The sequence below is a fragment of the Halorubellus litoreus genome (genome assembly GCF_037081675.1).
Taxonomy (GTDB): domain Archaea; phylum Halobacteriota; class Halobacteria; order Halobacteriales; family Natrialbaceae; genus Halorubellus; species Halorubellus litoreus.
The window spans coordinates 1315458-1330821 of sequence record NZ_JAZAQL010000001.1 but is presented as its reverse complement, the minus strand read 5'-3'; the positions used below and the strand labels follow the sequence as shown (position 1 = coordinate 1330821).

At 68.8% G+C, this 15364-nt stretch carries 17 protein-coding genes; 8 read left to right on the top strand and 9 right to left on the bottom strand.

The genetic code is table 11. The features are described 5' to 3' along the window. Positions 1 to 102: 102 nt before the first annotated feature. Together VYJ16_RS06660 and VYJ16_RS06650 are read right to left on the bottom strand one after the other, a co-directional pair. Positions 103 to 684, bottom strand: coding sequence for a response regulator transcription factor (locus VYJ16_RS06660; RefSeq protein ID WP_336349513.1), 582 nt, complete (start codon positions 682 to 684; stop codon positions 103 to 105). A 189-nt stretch (positions 685 to 873) separates the two neighbouring features. Further along, positions 874 to 3924: a replication factor C small subunit gene (locus tag VYJ16_RS06650; protein ID WP_379761910.1), complete on the bottom strand. Its 3051-nt coding sequence runs from the start codon at positions 3922 to 3924 to the stop codon at positions 874 to 876. A gap of 165 nt (positions 3925 to 4089) precedes the next feature. Here VYJ16_RS06650 and VYJ16_RS06640 point away from each other — a divergent pair, with 165 nt between their 5' ends. The 4 genes from VYJ16_RS06640 to VYJ16_RS06625 all read left to right on the top strand — a co-directional run bounded on the left by VYJ16_RS06640 (position 4090) and on the right by VYJ16_RS06625 (position 6429). Continuing rightward, positions 4090 to 5160: a bactofilin family protein gene (locus VYJ16_RS06640; RefSeq protein WP_336349512.1), complete on the top strand. Its 1071-nt coding sequence runs from the start codon at positions 4090 to 4092 to the stop codon at positions 5158 to 5160. Between the two features lie 120 nt (positions 5161 to 5280). Continuing rightward, positions 5281 to 5481, top strand: coding sequence for a ubiquitin-like small modifier protein SAMP2 (gene samp2, locus VYJ16_RS06635; protein WP_336349511.1), 201 nt, complete (start codon positions 5281 to 5283; stop codon positions 5479 to 5481). A 4-nt stretch (positions 5482 to 5485) separates the two neighbouring features. Beyond that, positions 5486 to 5983, top strand: coding sequence for a peroxiredoxin family protein (locus tag VYJ16_RS06630; RefSeq protein ID WP_336349510.1), 498 nt, complete (start codon positions 5486 to 5488; stop codon positions 5981 to 5983). 2 nt (positions 5984 to 5985) lie between these two features. Beyond that, positions 5986 to 6429: a GNAT family N-acetyltransferase gene (locus VYJ16_RS06625; RefSeq protein ID WP_336349509.1), complete on the top strand. Its 444-nt coding sequence runs from the start codon at positions 5986 to 5988 to the stop codon at positions 6427 to 6429. Positions 6430 to 6575: 146 nt separating this feature from the next. On the opposite strand, the gene VYJ16_RS06620 is transcribed toward VYJ16_RS06625, so the two are convergent. Then, positions 6576 to 7109 (bottom strand): hypothetical protein, encoded by a 534-nt coding sequence (locus VYJ16_RS06620; RefSeq protein ID WP_336349508.1) that lies wholly within the window; start codon positions 7107 to 7109, stop codon positions 6576 to 6578. Positions 7110 to 7171: 62 nt separating this feature from the next. After that, positions 7172 to 8572 carry a phosphoglucomutase/phosphomannomutase family protein gene (locus tag VYJ16_RS06615; protein ID WP_336349507.1) on the bottom strand — a complete coding sequence of 467 codons (1401 nt, stop codon included), beginning with the start codon at positions 8570 to 8572 and terminating at the stop codon, positions 7172 to 7174. A 283-nt stretch (positions 8573 to 8855) separates the two neighbouring features. On the opposite strand from VYJ16_RS06615, the gene VYJ16_RS06610 reads away from it, so the two are divergent. Further along, entirely contained in the window at positions 8856 to 8987 is a 132-nt protein-coding gene (locus VYJ16_RS06610; RefSeq protein ID WP_336349506.1) for a hypothetical protein, read from the top strand. A gap of 140 nt (positions 8988 to 9127) precedes the next feature. Here the strand turns inward: VYJ16_RS06610 and VYJ16_RS06605 are convergent, their stop codons facing one another. Next, complete coding sequence (locus tag VYJ16_RS06605; protein ID WP_336349505.1) at positions 9128 to 9622, bottom strand: ester cyclase; 495 nt, start codon at positions 9620 to 9622, stop codon at positions 9128 to 9130. A 169-nt stretch (positions 9623 to 9791) separates the two neighbouring features. Between VYJ16_RS06605 and VYJ16_RS06600 the strand changes: the two genes are divergently transcribed. Together VYJ16_RS06600 and VYJ16_RS06595 are read left to right on the top strand one after the other, a co-directional pair. Beyond that, on the top strand, positions 9792 to 10382 hold the full coding sequence (locus VYJ16_RS06600; RefSeq protein ID WP_336349504.1) for an NADPH-dependent FMN reductase: 591 nt from the start codon (positions 9792 to 9794) through the stop codon (positions 10380 to 10382). Positions 10383 to 10454: 72 nt separating this feature from the next. Continuing rightward, on the top strand, positions 10455 to 10940 hold the full coding sequence (locus VYJ16_RS06595) for a hypothetical protein (protein ID WP_336349503.1): 486 nt from the start codon (positions 10455 to 10457) through the stop codon (positions 10938 to 10940). 133 nt (positions 10941 to 11073) lie between these two features. On the opposite strand, the gene VYJ16_RS06590 is transcribed toward VYJ16_RS06595, so the two are convergent. Both VYJ16_RS06590 and VYJ16_RS06585 read right to left on the bottom strand, forming a co-directional pair. Continuing rightward, on the bottom strand, positions 11074 to 11379 hold the full coding sequence (locus VYJ16_RS06590) for a DUF7344 domain-containing protein (RefSeq protein ID WP_336349502.1): 306 nt from the start codon (positions 11377 to 11379) through the stop codon (positions 11074 to 11076). A 99-nt stretch (positions 11380 to 11478) separates the two neighbouring features. After that, complete coding sequence (locus VYJ16_RS06585; protein WP_336349501.1) at positions 11479 to 11757, bottom strand: hypothetical protein; 279 nt, start codon at positions 11755 to 11757, stop codon at positions 11479 to 11481. A 129-nt stretch (positions 11758 to 11886) separates the two neighbouring features. Here VYJ16_RS06585 and VYJ16_RS06580 point away from each other — a divergent pair, with 129 nt between their 5' ends. Next, entirely contained in the window at positions 11887 to 12450 is a 564-nt protein-coding gene (locus VYJ16_RS06580; RefSeq protein ID WP_336349500.1) for a hypothetical protein, read from the top strand. A gap of 124 nt (positions 12451 to 12574) precedes the next feature. Here VYJ16_RS06580 and VYJ16_RS06575 read toward each other — a convergent pair whose 3' ends face one another. Further along, positions 12575 to 12994, bottom strand: coding sequence for a hypothetical protein (locus VYJ16_RS06575; protein ID WP_336349499.1), 420 nt, complete (start codon positions 12992 to 12994; stop codon positions 12575 to 12577). A gap of 2 nt (positions 12995 to 12996) precedes the next feature. Further along, positions 12997 to 15342: a DEAD/DEAH box helicase gene (locus VYJ16_RS06570; protein ID WP_336349498.1), complete on the bottom strand. Its 2346-nt coding sequence runs from the start codon at positions 15340 to 15342 to the stop codon at positions 12997 to 12999. Positions 15343 to 15364 lie beyond the last annotated feature (22 nt).

The following is a 15364-nucleotide window of genomic DNA, read 5'->3' as shown; positions in this document are numbered from 1 at the left end:
AACGGGTCACTGCGTCGAGGCCATCAGGATTGAACGGGTCACTGCGCCGAGGCCATCAGGATTGAACGGGTCACTGCGCCGAGGCCATCAGGATTGAACGGGTCACTGCGTCGCCGACTCGAGGAGGCCGCGGAACACCTGCGAGTTCGCAACGGAATCCGCGAGCAGGTCGTCGAGGAGGTCGTCCGCACGACCGCCTCGGCGTCGCACGCGCTCCTGGAGGTCGTCGTACTCCGTCGACGCCGCGAGGTCCTCGCTCGTCTTGTGCGTCTCGAGGACCGCGAGCTTCGACACCGCCGCGTAGTACGCCCGCAACTCCTCGTCGTACGCCGAACGCGCGAGCAACCGTTCGAGCGTGCGCTCGAACGTCTCCCGTTCGACGGGCTTGACGAGGTAGTCGTCGAACCCCATCTCGACGATGTCGAAGTCCGGGTCGACCGCCGTCACGATGACGACCTGACAGTCGTACCCGGCATCGCGAACTCGTTCGAGTACCTCGTCGCCCGAACACCCCGGGAGGCGTCGGTCGAGCACCACGACGTCGGTCGACTCGTCGACCGCAGGGACCGCGTCCTCGCCGTTCGTCACGGTCTCCACCGACCACTCCGCGGGCGTCCAGGACGCGTACAGCCCGGCGAGTTCGACGTTGTCCTCGACGACGAGGACCGACGTGTCATCCGTCATGGTAGATACTGTTCAGCACAACCGTTGCTAGAACGATTGATAAAGCTCTCGGCCGGAAATCATGGTCCGGCGTAAAATCATCGCGACATCCCCGTGAACGAACGAATCCCGGGTGCTACCACCGAGCGAACGCCAGCGGGCGACCCCGAGCTCGCGAACCCAAACGGCCGCTCCAGCAGGTGCGGAGTCCTATCGGGCGAGCGACGCGAGCAACGCCTCCAACTGGATGCGCTCGTTCGCGCCCTCCGTGATGCGGAAGTCCGCCTCCCCGAGCCGGTCCATGAGCCGCACCGTCGCCGTGTCGTCCAGGTCGAACTCCCACGCCGACCGATGCAACTGGTCGATGATGTCGCCACCCGCGAGCCCGCGCTCGGTCAGGAGTTCGTCCAGCCGCGACCGCGACGCCACGAAGTCCCCGTCGATGGCGAGCCGCACCATCTCCTCGACCTCCTCCGGGCGCGCCGTCGACGTGATCGCGTACACCGTCGCCTCGTCCACGACCTCGTCCGTCACCGACGCCGCCTGCAGCGCGTTGATGGCCCGCCGCATGTCACCGTCAGCGGCGTACACGAGCGCGTCCACGCCGTCGTCGGTCACCTCCAACCCCTCCTCGTCGGCGATCTTCCGAACCTGCGTCGCCACCGCCTCGTCCCCAAGCGGCGAGAACCGGAACACCGCACACCGCGACTGGATCGGGTCGATGATCTGACTCGAGTAGTTACACGACAGGATGAACCGCGTGTTGTTCGAGAACTGCTCCATCGTCCGCCGCAACGCCGACTGCGCGTCCGACGTGAGCGCGTCCGCCTCGTCCAGGAAGATGATGCGGTACTCGTACCCCCCGAACGACGAACGTGCAAAGTTCTTGATACGGTCGCGAACCACGTCGATACCGCGCTGGTCCGACGCGTTCAGCTCTAAGAAGTTCTCTCGCCAATCGTCGCCATAGACTTCTTTCGCGATGCTCACCGACGTGGCCGTGTTGTGCATCACCGTCGGAACGGCTCCAGCGACGTAGTTGTGCGATTGCGGAACGGTCACGTCGTACACGCGCTCGTCGGCGTCCTCGACGGTGACCGAGACGACCTCGTCGAAGTACAGCGACTCGCTCGCGAGCGAGTCGAGCATCGAGAGCGATTCGAGCACGTCACCGGAGAGCATCTCGTCGGCGACCGCGCGAATCCGGTCCGCGACGGTGGCGAACCGCGGGAGCGACTCGAGGTCGTGGTCGTCGTTCTCCAGGAGGTTCTTCACGTCGGTTCCACGGAGGCCAGTGCTCTCAGCGACGCGATTGTACGACACACCGAGGTCGTCGATGAACGACGACAGCGTCTGCTGGACGGCCGCGACGTCTCCACGCGCCGAGCCGTCGAGTTCGACGAGTAACTGCTGCGCTCGCTCGGCGGTCGGCGACCGCCGTCCGTCCGCGTACTCCAGGAGCCTGTCCGACCGAACCCCGGTCTCGGCCGCGACGTCCTTCCGCGTCTCGAGGGGCTCCAACCGCTCGCGTTCCCCGACCCACGCTGCGGGTGTCGCGACGACAGCGTCCAGGTCCGCTGGAACCCCTTCCTTGACGCGCTGGGCCGTCTCGACCTTCGAAACGGCCGCGGACAGAACCGACTCGACGGATTCGAGATATCGCTCCCGCCCCGGCGAGTCCGGGTTCGTGGTCGTCGGCACGTGTTCGGTCTTGTTCAGCGCGAGCACGTCACAGAGGTCGTCGACGGCACGCTGGGTCGGTATCGTGTCGTGGTTCGGGTTCGAGTCACGAGCCGTCGCCATCGCCAGCCGTTCGGTCTTCTCGTCGATGGAGAAGCCAATGCGCTCCTCGAATCGCGACAGGGCGCTCGCGCCGGAGACGTACAACGTGTGGTACGTCCGTTCGATACCGCTGCCGTTCGTCGCCGCCTTCTGCTCGGTCTTCCGTCGACTCGGAATCCCCAGCGACCCGAGGAGATACGAGACGAGCGAGACCACGTCCCCGTCCTTCTGCGTGAACTCCACGATACCGTTCTTCGAAACGTGCGCTTCCGCGTCGAACATCGCACGGAGGAAGGCCTCCCTGGCGTCCGACGGCGCCGTGACGAGCGTCGACCCGATGCCGTCAGACGACACCACGTCGAAACACGCCTCGAGGAAGCCGGTTAGCGTCCGCGACCGGATTCGAACGAACGGAACGCCCTTCCGCTCCATCCGTTCGGTCTCGACGCCGAACAGGTCCTCGGCGAGTGACTCGAACCGCTCGATGATTGACTCGTCCGTGTTGTAGAACCGGATTCGTCCGCTATCGACGCGCGCCTCGCTCACGACCCACGCCACGAACTCTGCAAGCTCCGCGGAAGCGGTCCAGGGTGGGGTGATCGGCTGCGTTTCCTGTCCGTTCCTCGGAACGTATTGGAGGGACTCGACGTTCGACTCGAGTGTAGCGGCGTCGACGTCGAGGGACCGAAGGAACTCGACCGAGGCGACCGTCGAGTACGAGTCGACGTCGACGTCCGACAGTCGGTTGGCGTACGCCTCGATGGTCTCTACGGTCACGGAGCCGCTGGCGTCGACGCCATCGACGTCGTCTTCTCGGAGTCCTCGGACGATGCGCTTTTTCGCGCCGACGAACTGCTCTTCGGCCGGAATCTCGTGTTCGGCGGCGAAGGACTCCGCCACCGTCGCGACGTACCGCTTCCCGTTGATCGCTGCGAGCCACTCCAACTCGTCGTCAGCATCCGGCGTGGGGGTCTCGAGCGGTCGAGCCACCCTGTCGCCAGCCTCCAACTTCTCGGCCTCCCGCCACGTCAGTCCGTCCTCGTCGACCACGAGCAGGCGATGCTCCGGAGTCACGCGCAACTGTCCGCCGTCTCTCGTCTCGACGGCCGCCAGCGCGTCGGTCGATTTACTGAACACTTCGCTCGGTTCGACGAACGCGAACTCGCCGCCTTCGGTGAACGTCGCAACCTCGAGGTCCGCTCGTGGGGACGCGAACCCGTCGACGTCACCGACGACGTCCTCGATACGCTGGACGCCCTCGTTCGTCAGAACCGGCGTCTCTCCCGTGGCACATTTCCCGACGCCTGCTGGCCCTGCAAACATGAGGTGGGGCAGGTCGTTCTTCCGGACGTAGCTCTCGATACGCGAGATGATGTCCTCGTGCCCGACGACGTCGGCGAGGGACTCCGGCCGGTACTTCTCGATCCAGACCTCGGTCTTCCCGGCGGGTCGGTCCCCTTCGTCCGCGGACTCGCTCATACGACGAGGCACGGCCCTGGCGCTGATAAAGCCCCCGAGACGCCGGAACGACGGCGGTGGCTTGGTCGCGGTTCGCGACCGAGTGGTTGTCTATCCATGCGCGCAGTTCTCTGCGAGCGAGAACCAGCGACGTCTGCTATCGTCACGTCCGGCGTCTCTCTAGGTATGAGCACTCTATTCGCTCGACGAGCCCTCGCGCTCGTCATGGTCCTCACGCTCGTGCTCGCGGCCGGTCCGGGACTGGCCGCTGCAGAGACACGCGTCGGCTCGACGGTGACCGTCGAGGCCGGTGAATCAATCGACGGCCTCGAGGTCGCCGCCGCGTCCGTCATCGTTCACGGGACGGTGAACGGGAACATCGACGGCGTCGCCGCCGAGGTCCGCATCAGCGAGACCGGTGTCGTCAACGGCGACGTGAACGTCGCCGCTGCGACCCTCCGCATCGACGGCGAGGTCCGTGGTGACGTCAACACCGGCGTCGCGACGTTCGCCCTCGGCGACAGCGGGGTCGTTACCGGGAGCGTGAACGTCGGCGCCGCCGACGCGACGCTCGCCGGGCAGGTCGACGGTGACGTCACGGTCGGCGCGGACACCATCCTCGTGGCCGACACCGCCGTTCTCGGCGGAGAGCTCCGGTACGACGGCGACCTCACGCAACGCAGTGGCGCCGCTATCGCGGGCGACGTCGTCCGCGACGACTCCATCGGCGGGGCCGAGTTCCAGTTCTCGCCCGTCCCCGATGGCGTCGGCGCGATCTACGGGTTCTTCGCGAACCTCGTGCTCGGCGCGGTCCTCCTCGTCGCGTTCCCCGGTACCACGCGGAAGATCGCTCGAACCGTCGCCGACACGCCCGTTCGCGCCGGCGCGTTCGGGTTCGTGACGCTCGTCGCCGTCCCCGTCGTGCTCGTCGCGTTCGCGATCACCATCGTCGGCATCCCGCTGACGATCCTGGGCGCGATGCTGTTCGCGCTCCTGGCGTGGACCGCGGTCGTCTACGGCTGGTTCGCGGCCGCGTCGTGGACGCTCGGGCGGCTGGACGTCGAGAACGACTGGGCGGCGCTCGCGGTCGGCCTCCTCGTCGCCGCAGTCGTCGGCCTCGTCCCGATCCTCGGGGGCGTCCTGACGTTCCTGGTGTTCCTCGTCGGCCTCGGCGCCATCGCGCTCGTGCTCGACGGCTACCGCCGCGACCGCCGGAACGCTCGCCGCGGTGCGACGACCGACGCGCCCACCGCCTGACCCGAACCGTACCGAGTCCGGACTCGGGTACCGGACTCGTTCCACTTTTCGTCCCACGGACCTCGTTCTCGACGCGTCACTCCCGACACGCTGAAGCGCGCTCGCCCGATACCGTGGGGTATGCAGGTGACGGTGGACGTGAAAGGCGAGGACGTTCTCGAGGTGGACGCTGGCGCGGACGCGACGTACGCGGACCTCCTGTCCGCGGTCGAGTTGAGTCCGCACGAGGTCACCGTCCTCGTCGACGGGCGTCCAGTCCCCGAGGACCAACCCGTGAGCGTCGACCACGTGACCGTCCTGCGGCTCGTGAAGGGAGGATAGCGCGATGACGAGTGCACCCGAGTTCGAACTCGCGAACGTCGGTCCCGGGCCGGACCCGTGCTCGCTGTCGGCGCTCGCGGCGGACCACGACTTCGTCCTCGTTCTGCTCCAGCGCGACCACTACTGTACGAACTGCCGCGAGCAAGTCCAGCAGGTGGCGAGCCGCTACGACGAGTTCGAGCAGCGAGACGCCGAGGTGGTGTCGGTCGTCCCGGAGCCACGCGAGAACGTCCAGGAGTGGCAGGACAGCTACGACCTCCCGTTCCCGTTGCTCGCGGACCCCGACGTCGCGGTCGGTGAGGCGTACGACCAGCCGGTCCGGTTCGGGTTCCTCGGCGAGTGGAGCGACTTCCTCGGCCGGATGCCGGAGGCGGTCCTCGTCGATTGTCGCGACGCCGACGCTGGCCCGGAGGTGGTGTGGTCGTACGCGGGTCGGTCGACGTTCGACCGGCCGAGCGTCGACGACCTCCTCGGCGCTATCGACGAGCATCGGGAGGGGTGACGGTGTCGGCGTCTGGCGACCCGAACGTGGTGGTTCGCGAGGCGACCGTCGAGGCGGAACTGGACGTTCGGCGCGTGCTCGACGGCGCGATGCTGGAGACCGACGCGGTGAGCGATGCGGTCGCTCGCGGTGACGCGTTCGTCGCGGTCGACGACGAGCGCGTGGTGGGTGCGCTCGTGCTCGTGCCGTTGGACGACGTCGCGCTCCCCGAGGCGGTGGGTGGCGACGTCGGGATGCACGTCGACGCGGTCGCGGTCAGGCGGCGGCGGCGTGGACGAGGCGTCGGGCGCGCGCTCGTCTCGGCGGCGCTCGACCGCGAGCGGCGGCTCACGGTCGCGTTCGACCCAGGTGTTCGTGCGTTCTACGACGCGCTCGGTTTCGACGTCGTCGACGAAGGGACAGGAAGCGACGGTCGGCTGTGGGCCGAGCGGTCGCTGAATCGGTAGTGGCGAGCAGGGTGGACGACGGCGGCGTGCGAGGGCGTCCACCGCTCCCGTCTCGACTCCTCGCACGCCCGACGAGTGGGCACGTGGAGCCTGGCCGCGGTATCGGACTTGAATTGCCGGGAGAGGAACCGTCGTTCGGCGGGTGGTCAGAGGCCGAGGACGAGGGTCGAGGTCGCGAAGTAGATGGTGGGGGCGTAGATGAGTGCGAGGTTCCGCGTGCGGGGGTAGATGTCGCGTGGCCAGCGGAGGCCGTCGAGGACGCCGGCGCGCCAGGTGAGGTGCGCGACGGCGACGGTGACGACCGTGCCGGGGACGAGGACCGAGAGCGTAGGGTCGGCGGAAACGGTCTGTCTGACGACGTGGTCGTCGAGCGCCATCGCGTAGAACCACGTGAACGTCACGGCGCCGGCGAGCAGTCGTTCGAGGACGTGGACGGGGCCGGCGGCGACCGCGAACACGTACAGGAGGGCGGCGAGGGCGGCGTAGGGGACGGCGACGTTGACGTTGTGGCCGGCCGGGAGGCCGGGGCCGACGTAGCCGACGATGCAGCCGAGGGCGCCCGCGACGACGAGGCCGAGGAAGACGAGCGGGAGGCTGTTCGGCGCGCCGTGCGCGGTCTGCGTGTCGAGGTCGCCCGACAGCAGTCGCTGCATCTCGCCGAGGCCATCTCCGGCGGTCATGTCGGAATGGAGAGCGGTCGGGAATAAAACAGTTCCGCCAACCGTGGGGTTCGGGTCGGGGTTTACACGAGCGGTTCGACGAGGTCGCGCCCGGCGTCGAGCAGTTCCTCGACGCGCGCCTCGCTGCCGGCTTCGGCGTACACGCGGAGTTTCGGTTCGGTGCCGCTCGGTCGCATGAGCGTCCAGGAGCCGTCCTCGAGGAGGAGCTTGAAGCCGTCGACGGTGACGACGTCCGCGACCGGTTCGCCCGCGACCGATTCGGGGATGTGGTCCTCGAGGTCGCCGAGGACGCCTTCTTTGCGGTCGTCCGGGCAGTCGACGCTCACCTTCCCCTGGTGTATCTCGCCGTGTTCGGCGAGCAGGGCGTCGACGCGGTCTTCGAGCGAGCGTTCGCTGGCTGCGGCGGCGGCGAGCAAGGCCATGAAGACGCCGTCCTTCTGGCGGAGGTGGCCGCGAACCGCGAATCCGCCGGACTCCTCGCCGGCCATCAGCGGGTCGTGGTCGCGCATCGCGTCGGCGACGTACTTGAACCCGACCGGGGTCTCGTGGACGGTCTCGCCGTACGCGTCGGCGACGCGGTCGACGAGGAACGTCGTCGACACCGTCCTGACCGCGCTCCCGCTACTCGATTCGAGGAGGTAGTCGTAGACGGCGGCGAAGAAGAGGTTCTCGTCGAGGAAGCCGTCGGGGGTGGCGACGGCGATGCGGTCGGCGTCGCCGTCGTTCGCGATCCCGATGTCGGCGTCGCGCGCTTCGACGGCGTCGACGAGCCCCTGGAGGTTGTCCTCGCTGGGTTCGGGGTGGGCGCCGCCGAACGTCGGGTCGCGCTCGCAGCGCAGGCGGTCGACGGTCGCGCCGGCCTCTTCGAGCAGGCGGTCGGTGACGTCGCGCCCGGAGCCGTGGATGGCGTCGTAGACGACGTGGAGGCCGTCGAGGAACTCGCTGTCGGGGTCGGCGTCGGCGACGTCGGCGACGCGGCGCTTGCATTGCTCGAAGTGCGGGCCGACCATGTCGACGCGTTCGACGTCGCCCCACTCGTCCTCGGGGAGGGCGTCGGGCTCGGCGAGGTGGGAGACGATTGAGTCGGTGACGTCCTGGAGGGCGGGCGAGCCGTCGTCCGTGACGAACTTCACGCCGTTGTACTCGGGCGGGTTGTGGCTCGCGGTGATCATGCAGCCGCCAGCGAGTTCGCGTTCCTTGATGGCCCACGCGAGCTGTGGTGTCGGGCGGTCGCGTTCGGGCATGAGGACGTCGAAGCCGTTCGCGCAGAGGACGCGAGCGAGCTCCTCGGCGAAGCCCTCGCTGGTCTCGCGGGCGTCGTAGCCGACGCCGACGGTCTCGCCCTCGCGGCCGGTCTCGCGGAGGTGACTGGCGACGGCCTGTGCGACGATGCGGACGCGTCGGTCGGTGAACTCGTCGAGCGTCGCACGCCAGCCGTCGGTCCCGAAGGAGATGGCGTCCATGTGCGACCGAAGGCCGGCCGACGCGAAAAAACCCCACCACGGGATACGGCCGTTGGGCTGAGGCCAGCGGCTTGCTGTGTGCGGTTCGCGGTTCCACTTTCACTTTCACCGCGCTACGCTCGCCCTTTTCCGACCACCGTCCGTAATCACCGATAGCGCCACCCGGCGCGAGTCCGCGCGCTCGGCCGTCGACGTCGAATCGGTCACGCGGGCGCGACGCACGCCGCTCTGCGTCGGAAACAGCCGCCGGCGGAGGTGTCTCTCGATACGAACGAAGGTACGGATGACGCTGGCGACCGGCGCCGTGTCCCTGCTCGCGCAGGGCAACGAGGCGGGGTACGTCCTGCTCGCGGTCGCCGTGTTCGCGTCCAGCGACGGTGACGCATCGAACGCGAACGACCGCGACGGCCGGTAGGGCGGCCGTCGCGACGCGCCGTGGGTTCCCGGAGCGGAACCTACGCGTGTGTGTTCTTCGCACGCCAATAACCGTGTCGCCACAGCCACAGCTCCACGACGCGAACGGCGACGCCGGCTACTATCTCGATACCTCGTCCATCACCGCTTCACGGCGCGCTTGATGGCGGAGATGCCGACGCGGGCGAGGCCGCCGAGGCTCGTCGGCTGGACGCCGAGCTGTTCGGCGACCGCACGCCGGTCGGTGAGCGTCCACCACTCGACGACGTGCCCGTCGGTCACGCGGAACCGGTGGACGCGCGGGACCTCGACGGCGTGCCCCGTCGACGGGATGCCGTCGAGTTCGCCGACGTGCGTGCCGCGACAGGTGGTGAAGACGACGACGGTGTCGCCGTCGCAGACCACCTGTTCGACGTCCTCGCGGTAGTCGGGGAGGCCAGCGTGCCAGTGCGTCCAACAGTCGACGGCCGCCGCTCGGCCGCGCTCGTCGACGCCCCGCCCCGGCTGGACGATCCGGACGTCTTCGGCGAGCAGGTCGAGTGCGGCCGTCGGGTCGCTCCCGTTGTCTATTGCGTCGACGACGCGCGTCGCGACGTGCCGGTTCTCGGCGTCCGCGTATGGACCGGCTGACTCCATACCCAAAGCATGCGCTTCGGTACCATACAACTTTCTCGACGCGTCGTCGCCCCAACACGACCGCGCCGCGACCCCGACGACTGCGCCACAAACCACACGACAGCAGTGCGACTCCGACGGTTCTCCGGATGACGCGGGGCTTAACCACGCGCATCCCCAAGGCGAGCCAATGACAGCCGTCTCCGTCGTCGCCGTCTGCGGGAGCCTCCGCGAGACGTCCTACACGCGAACCGCACTCACGTACGCGCTCGACGCAGCCGAGCAGTGCGGCGCCACCACCACCCTGCTCGACCTCCGGACCGCCGACGTCCCCATGTACGACCCCGACGTCGACGACCAGGGCGTCTCGGACCTCCTCCAGACCGTCGAGGACGCCGACGCCGTCCTCCTCGGCTCGCCCGTCTACCACGGCAGCCTCACGGGCGCCCTCAAGAACTTCCACGACCACTGCGGCTGGGACGAGTACGAGGACACCGTCGTCGGCCTCGTCGCAACCGCCGGCGGCGGCAGCTACGCGAGCACGCTCGACCACATGCGAGCGACCGTCCGCGGCGTCCACGGTCACGTCGTCCCCGAACAGGTCGGCATCCGGAACGCCTCCAGCAAGTTCCAGCCCGACCCCGAAGCGCTCGACGACCGCGCCGTCACCGATCCCGACATCGAATCCCGCCTCCGCGACCTCGGCGACGCCGTCGTCCGCGACGCCCGCCGGTTCGCCACCGACCCCTGCGAAGAGACCCCCACCACCGCCGACGACTAGACGACTCAAGGCCGCGAAACGCGCGTTTCAGCTAGAACCACCCTTTCCTGTCTCGACCCCGACGAGCGTACCGTGACCGACGTTCCACGTCGACGACTCCTCCAGACCGCCGCCGCTGGCGTCGCCGCCGCCACCGCCGCACTCGGCGGCTGCCTCTCCACGCGCGGCATCGGCGGCGGGACCGAGAGCGAGCACACCGCGCCGGGGAACCTGACCGCGTGGGACCACACGCCCGACTGCGTCACCAGCGAGGAACGCGACGGGATGGACGAACACTACGACAGCACCATCGCCGTCGACCACACCACGACGAGCCTCGACGGCGGGTACGCACCCGTCCGGTTCGTGGCGCTGAGCGACGCCGAACGCGACCTGCTCGACGTCGTGACGACCGATGGCGGCTACTCGACGTGCGACCCCAGCGCGGCGTTCGACCGCTTCGTCGTCCGCGTCCGCGAACACCTCCAGCGCCAGTCGGACACGATGGCGTACCTCGAACGCGGCAGCGCCTACTACGGACTCCGCGTCGAGGTCACCGACCAGGGCGTCTCGTACTGACGGCGATCAGTCGCCACGACTCCATCGCGCCGCTACCGGCTCGCGCGCCGACAAGGGCACCAGCGCCGTCATCGCGGGTTTACGTCTCATGTAAACCTCGGGTGGTCGCGGTCGCGCTCGGACCGACTCAGGACTAGGATAACTCCCGCTCGACGAACTGCGACGTCGTCGACTCCGGGCGGTATCGGACGTCGCCGCTCCGGTAGTCGAACTCGACGGCGTCGAGCGTGCTGAGCTTCGGCAGATGCACGTGATGGAGCGCGATCCGGAGTCGGTCCTCGCCGCCCACCATCGTCTCGTCGAGCGCGTCGACGAGCGCTTCGAGCGTCGTCACCTCGTCGGGCTGCGCCGCCAGCGTGCACAGGACCGCGCGACGGAGCGGGTGCTCGAGACACCGATGCAGCGCATCAACCATCTTCGAATCAGTGCCTGAACACATACGTATGCTGGTATCTGCCGCTTCCGACAAAGAGCCCCGGCGTGGATTCTCAAGGTCTGCTGAACGACAACACGGGGATTGCGAGCACTCGACTCGCAGCTACTCCTCGCGGACCGCGTCCGCGATGGCTTCCAGGTCCGCCTTCCGGAACGCGCTCCCCTCGGTCTCGGGGTCCGCGTCGTCCGCGAGCCCGACGCGCGCTCGAATCTCCGCGCGCATCACCTCCTTCGCCGGCAACTGCCCGTCACCGACGTCGTACCCCAACTCGCCGCAGATGGCGGCGAGCGCCTCCTTCGTGAACCCCGTGGAGACGAGGCGTTCGTGACGGCCGGTCGCGGCGCGGATCTCGTTCCGGAGGTCGTCGACGGTCGGCGACATACCAGGGCCGAGACGCGCCCGCGGCGTGTAGGTTGCGGTCCCGCACGCCCCGCCTCTCGTCTCGCTTGGCGACCACCACCACTCGGTGCACCCCAAAACACTTCGCCAGCGCGGTCGCATCGGTCGCGCATGCCCACCCGCCGCCGCGCCCTCGCCCTCCTCGGCGGCGCGCTCGCCGCGACCAGCGGCTGCGTCTCCCGCGTCCTCGACGACGACCCGCCGCTCGAACACGGCGACCGCATGCGCGCCATCGGCGACCCCGCCAGTCGGACGCTCGACGGCTGGCCACCCGACCACGCGTACGTCCCCGCGAACGACACCGTCCGGGACACCGACGACTCGGGGACGGAGGCGTACACCGACGCCGCGGTGTGGGCGGCCTGGGTCGGCGAAGACACGGCCATACAGGTCGTCGCGAACCGATTCGACCCGTCGCTCCACGAGCGACGAGGCATCGTCTTCTATCCCGCGGGTCAGGGTCGCGAACGGCACCTGAACGTGCACCACCAGACGAGACCGACCGCCCCCCGAGAGACGGGAACCATAGACCCCGACCTCTCGACGACCGAACTCGTCGAGCGCGCACCCGAGACCGTCTCCGTGACCGTGCCGCTCCACGAGCAGACGTGGACCATCGACTACCCGGTGTTCGTCAAGCGATACGACCTCGTCGAGCACACGGCCGCGGAGTAACAGAGACACCCTGCGAGTCGACTCAGTGCATCTCAGAAACGGCGACCTGGCGGTCGCCGTACGCTCGGGAGGCAGGTGTCAGCAGAAACGGCGACCTGGCGGTCGCCGTATGCCAGCGAGTCGGTCAGTCCTCGAAGTCGAACTCGTCTCGTGCGCTGTCGACGGGTTCGTCGCGCGCGACGACCCCGGGCGCCGGTTCGGGGTCGTACCGCCAGTAGACGTACGCGGTCGCGGCGAGCGCCCCGACACCGAAGACGACGCCCGACGTGGGCCACGCGAGGCTCGTGTTCGCGGTGACGAACCCGTGGAGGATCACGACGCCGAGCGCCGCGAACAGCGCGCCGATGCCCGCGACGATGAGACGGCCGTACCGGTGGAAGGCGACCGCGCGGTCGCCGTCGCCCGCGGCGACCACGACGTAGTCGTCGTCCGCGGGAAACCACACGACGTCCACGCGCTCCTCGGCGTCCGTCGCCGGCGCATCCTCGTCAGCGGCCGTGATGCGGTCCGTCGCGGACTCGTCGCCCGGGTCGGCCGCCCCCACGACTACTCGACCTCCACCGTCCGCGTCTCCGCGACCGGGACGAGCGGGTGGTCCGGGAACGCGACCGACACCTCGTAGGTGAGCTCGTCGTCGTTCGCACCGAACACGGCGACCGGGAGCGTCGCGTCGTCGCCGAGGTACGTCTCCGTCTCGGTCATCTCCACGCCGTTCACGGTGACGCGGAGGTGCGCGTTCGCGCCGCCGCCGCCGTTCACCACGCGGACCTCCCGATGGTCGTTCTCGCCGCGCGCGATGCGCTCGGGGAACGCCCCCCACTCGACGCGGGGTGCGGGAAGCTCGCTCGCGGACTCGTGGACGCGCTCCGCGACGCCCTCAGAGAGCCCCGCGTTCACGAGGTCCTCGACGCCCCCGATGGTCAGGTCGCCCGGCGTCGCGTACCCCTCCTTCGCGAGCTTGCTCGCACGCCCCGACCCGACGCCGTCCACCGCAGTGAGGCCGACCGCGTCACCGGAGACGCCGTTCTCCACTCTCGCCGCGACGCGCTCCGCGACGTTCGCCGCGTGCCCGTCCGCGAACCGCTCCAGGAACGCCCGGCACGCCCCCAGCAAGCGGAGCGCGTTCTGCTTGATGACCCACGCGTCCGACCGCAGTTCGGCGGGCGTCGACCCCGTCATCGTCGACTGGACGATAGCGAGCACCTTCCGCTGCCCGGGGTCCATGTCGCCCGTGTCCCGCCCGACGAGCACCGCATCCACGGCCTCCTTCTCGCTCTGGCGCGCACTCACGGAATCGAACTCGGTCGCCGTCGCCACCGCACCCAGGACCGCGTCCTCGTCGATTCTCCCGTCGCGCGTCGCCAGCTCGCGGAACCGCGCCGCCGTGTCGAGTCGCAGGTAGAACTTCGACGCGAGCATCCCCAGCGAGGTCGCCGACAGCGACAGGTCCTCGCTCGCGTCCACGAACCCACCGTCGACGAGCCCCTCGAGCTTCTCGCGGACGTACTCGCGGAGCCCCTCGAAGTCGTAGCGGTCGGGCGCCGACGACGCCCGCACGTAGTAGAACGTCGTCTCCAGCCACGACATCACGTCCTCGAGGTCCCTGATAGTGCCCATCGCGATCTCGGCGTTCAGGTGCGCGTCCAGGTTGTCCGCGAGCCGGCTCTCGATGTCCTTGCCCTCCCTGAGCAGGCGCCGGTACTTGTCGGCGTCAGCGCGGTCGCAGACGACCCAGCCGTACCCGACGTCGTCGTAGCCCGGGCGCCCGGCGCGCCCGAGCATCTGGAGGACGTCCAGCGGACTCATGTCCACCTCGCCCTCGAGGGGGTCGTGGAGCTTCGTGTCGCGGATGACGACGCACCGCGCGGGGAGGTTCACGCCCCACGCGAGCGTCGACGTCGAGAACAAGAGTTGGATCTTCCCTTCTTTGAACCACTGCTCGACGCGGTCCTTGTCGCCCTTCGACAGGCCCGCGTGGTGGAACGCCACCCCGTCGAGGACGCTGTTCTTGAGGGTCTCGTTCTGCAGTTCCTTCGCGTCCGTGTGGAAGTCGTAGTCGCCCCGTGCGCCCATCGGGATGTCGCGCTCGGCGACCTCGTCCCGCGCCTTCTTCGCGGCCTGCACGGTGTCCTGGCGCGAGGACACGAACACGAGCGCCTGTCCGTCCTCGCGCACGTGCGGTTCCGCGAGGTCGAGCGCCCGGTAGAGCCGCCGGTACTTGTCCGCGAACGAGTTGTCGCCGTGCGTGTACGTCTTCACGCCCGCGTTCAACTCCACGGGTCGATACTTCTCGCTGAACTCGAACGTGCACTCCGGCGGCGCGTCGAGCCACGCGGCGACGTCCTCGACGTTCGGCATCGTCGCCGACAGCGCGACGACGCGCGGATCGCAGAGCCGGCGGAGCCGCGATATCGTCACCTCCAGCACCGGCCCGCGCTTGTCCGAGTCCAGCAGGTGGACCTCGTCGATGACGACGACGTCCACGTCCGTCACGAAGTCGTATCTCGCCGAGTCGTGCTTCCGGGTCGCCGAATCCAGCTTCTCGGGCGTCATCACGAGCACGTCCGCGTGCCTGGCCCGACGCGGGTTCAGGTCGCGTTCGCCCGTGACGACGTACACCGAGTACCCGAGGTCCTCGAAGCGCTCCCACTCCGATTCCTTCTCGTTCGTGAGCGCGCGCATCGGCGCGACGAACAGCGCGGTGCCGTCGTCGGCGAGCGCGTTACAGATCGCGAGCTCCGCGAGCGCGGTCTTCCCGCTCGCGGTCGGCGCGCTCGCGACCACGTTCTCGTCGCGTTCGAGCAACGCGGGCAGGGCCTCGCGCTGCATCGGATTGAACTCCTCGAACGCGAACGCGTCGGCGAACTCCGGGACGACCTCGGCAACCTCCATCCTGATAGGTACGGAGAGAGCA

Bases quoted from the DNA above. Each gene is read 5' to 3' on its own strand.
- VYJ16_RS06660 (WP_336349513.1), bottom strand. From the start codon at position 684: ATGACGGATGACACGTCGGTCCTCGTCGTCGAGGACAACGTCGAACTC.
- VYJ16_RS06650 (WP_379761910.1), bottom strand. From the start codon at position 3,924: ATGAGCGAGTCCGCGGACGAAGGGGACCGACCCGCCGGGAAGACCGAG.
- VYJ16_RS06640 (WP_336349512.1), top strand. From the start codon at position 4,090: ATGAGCACTCTATTCGCTCGACGAGCCCTCGCGCTCGTCATGGTCCTC.
- samp2 (WP_336349511.1), top strand. From the start codon at position 5,281: ATGCAGGTGACGGTGGACGTGAAAGGCGAGGACGTTCTCGAGGTGGAC.
- VYJ16_RS06630 (WP_336349510.1), top strand. From the start codon at position 5,486: ATGACGAGTGCACCCGAGTTCGAACTCGCGAACGTCGGTCCCGGGCCG.
- VYJ16_RS06620 (WP_336349508.1), bottom strand. From the start codon at position 7,109: ATGACCGCCGGAGATGGCCTCGGCGAGATGCAGCGACTGCTGTCGGGC.
- VYJ16_RS06615 (WP_336349507.1), bottom strand. From the start codon at position 8,572: ATGGACGCCATCTCCTTCGGGACCGACGGCTGGCGTGCGACGCTCGAC.
- VYJ16_RS06610 (WP_336349506.1), top strand. From the start codon at position 8,856: ATGACGCTGGCGACCGGCGCCGTGTCCCTGCTCGCGCAGGGCAACGAG.
- VYJ16_RS06605 (WP_336349505.1), bottom strand. From the start codon at position 9,622: ATGGAGTCAGCCGGTCCATACGCGGACGCCGAGAACCGGCACGTCGCG.
- VYJ16_RS06600 (WP_336349504.1), top strand. From the start codon at position 9,792: ATGACAGCCGTCTCCGTCGTCGCCGTCTGCGGGAGCCTCCGCGAGACG.
- VYJ16_RS06590 (WP_336349502.1), bottom strand. From the start codon at position 11,379: ATGTGTTCAGGCACTGATTCGAAGATGGTTGATGCGCTGCATCGGTGT.
- VYJ16_RS06585 (WP_336349501.1), bottom strand. From the start codon at position 11,757: ATGTCGCCGACCGTCGACGACCTCCGGAACGAGATCCGCGCCGCGACC.
- VYJ16_RS06580 (WP_336349500.1), top strand. From the start codon at position 11,887: ATGCCCACCCGCCGCCGCGCCCTCGCCCTCCTCGGCGGCGCGCTCGCC.
- VYJ16_RS06570 (WP_336349498.1), bottom strand. From the start codon at position 15,342: ATGGAGGTTGCCGAGGTCGTCCCGGAGTTCGCCGACGCGTTCGCGTTC.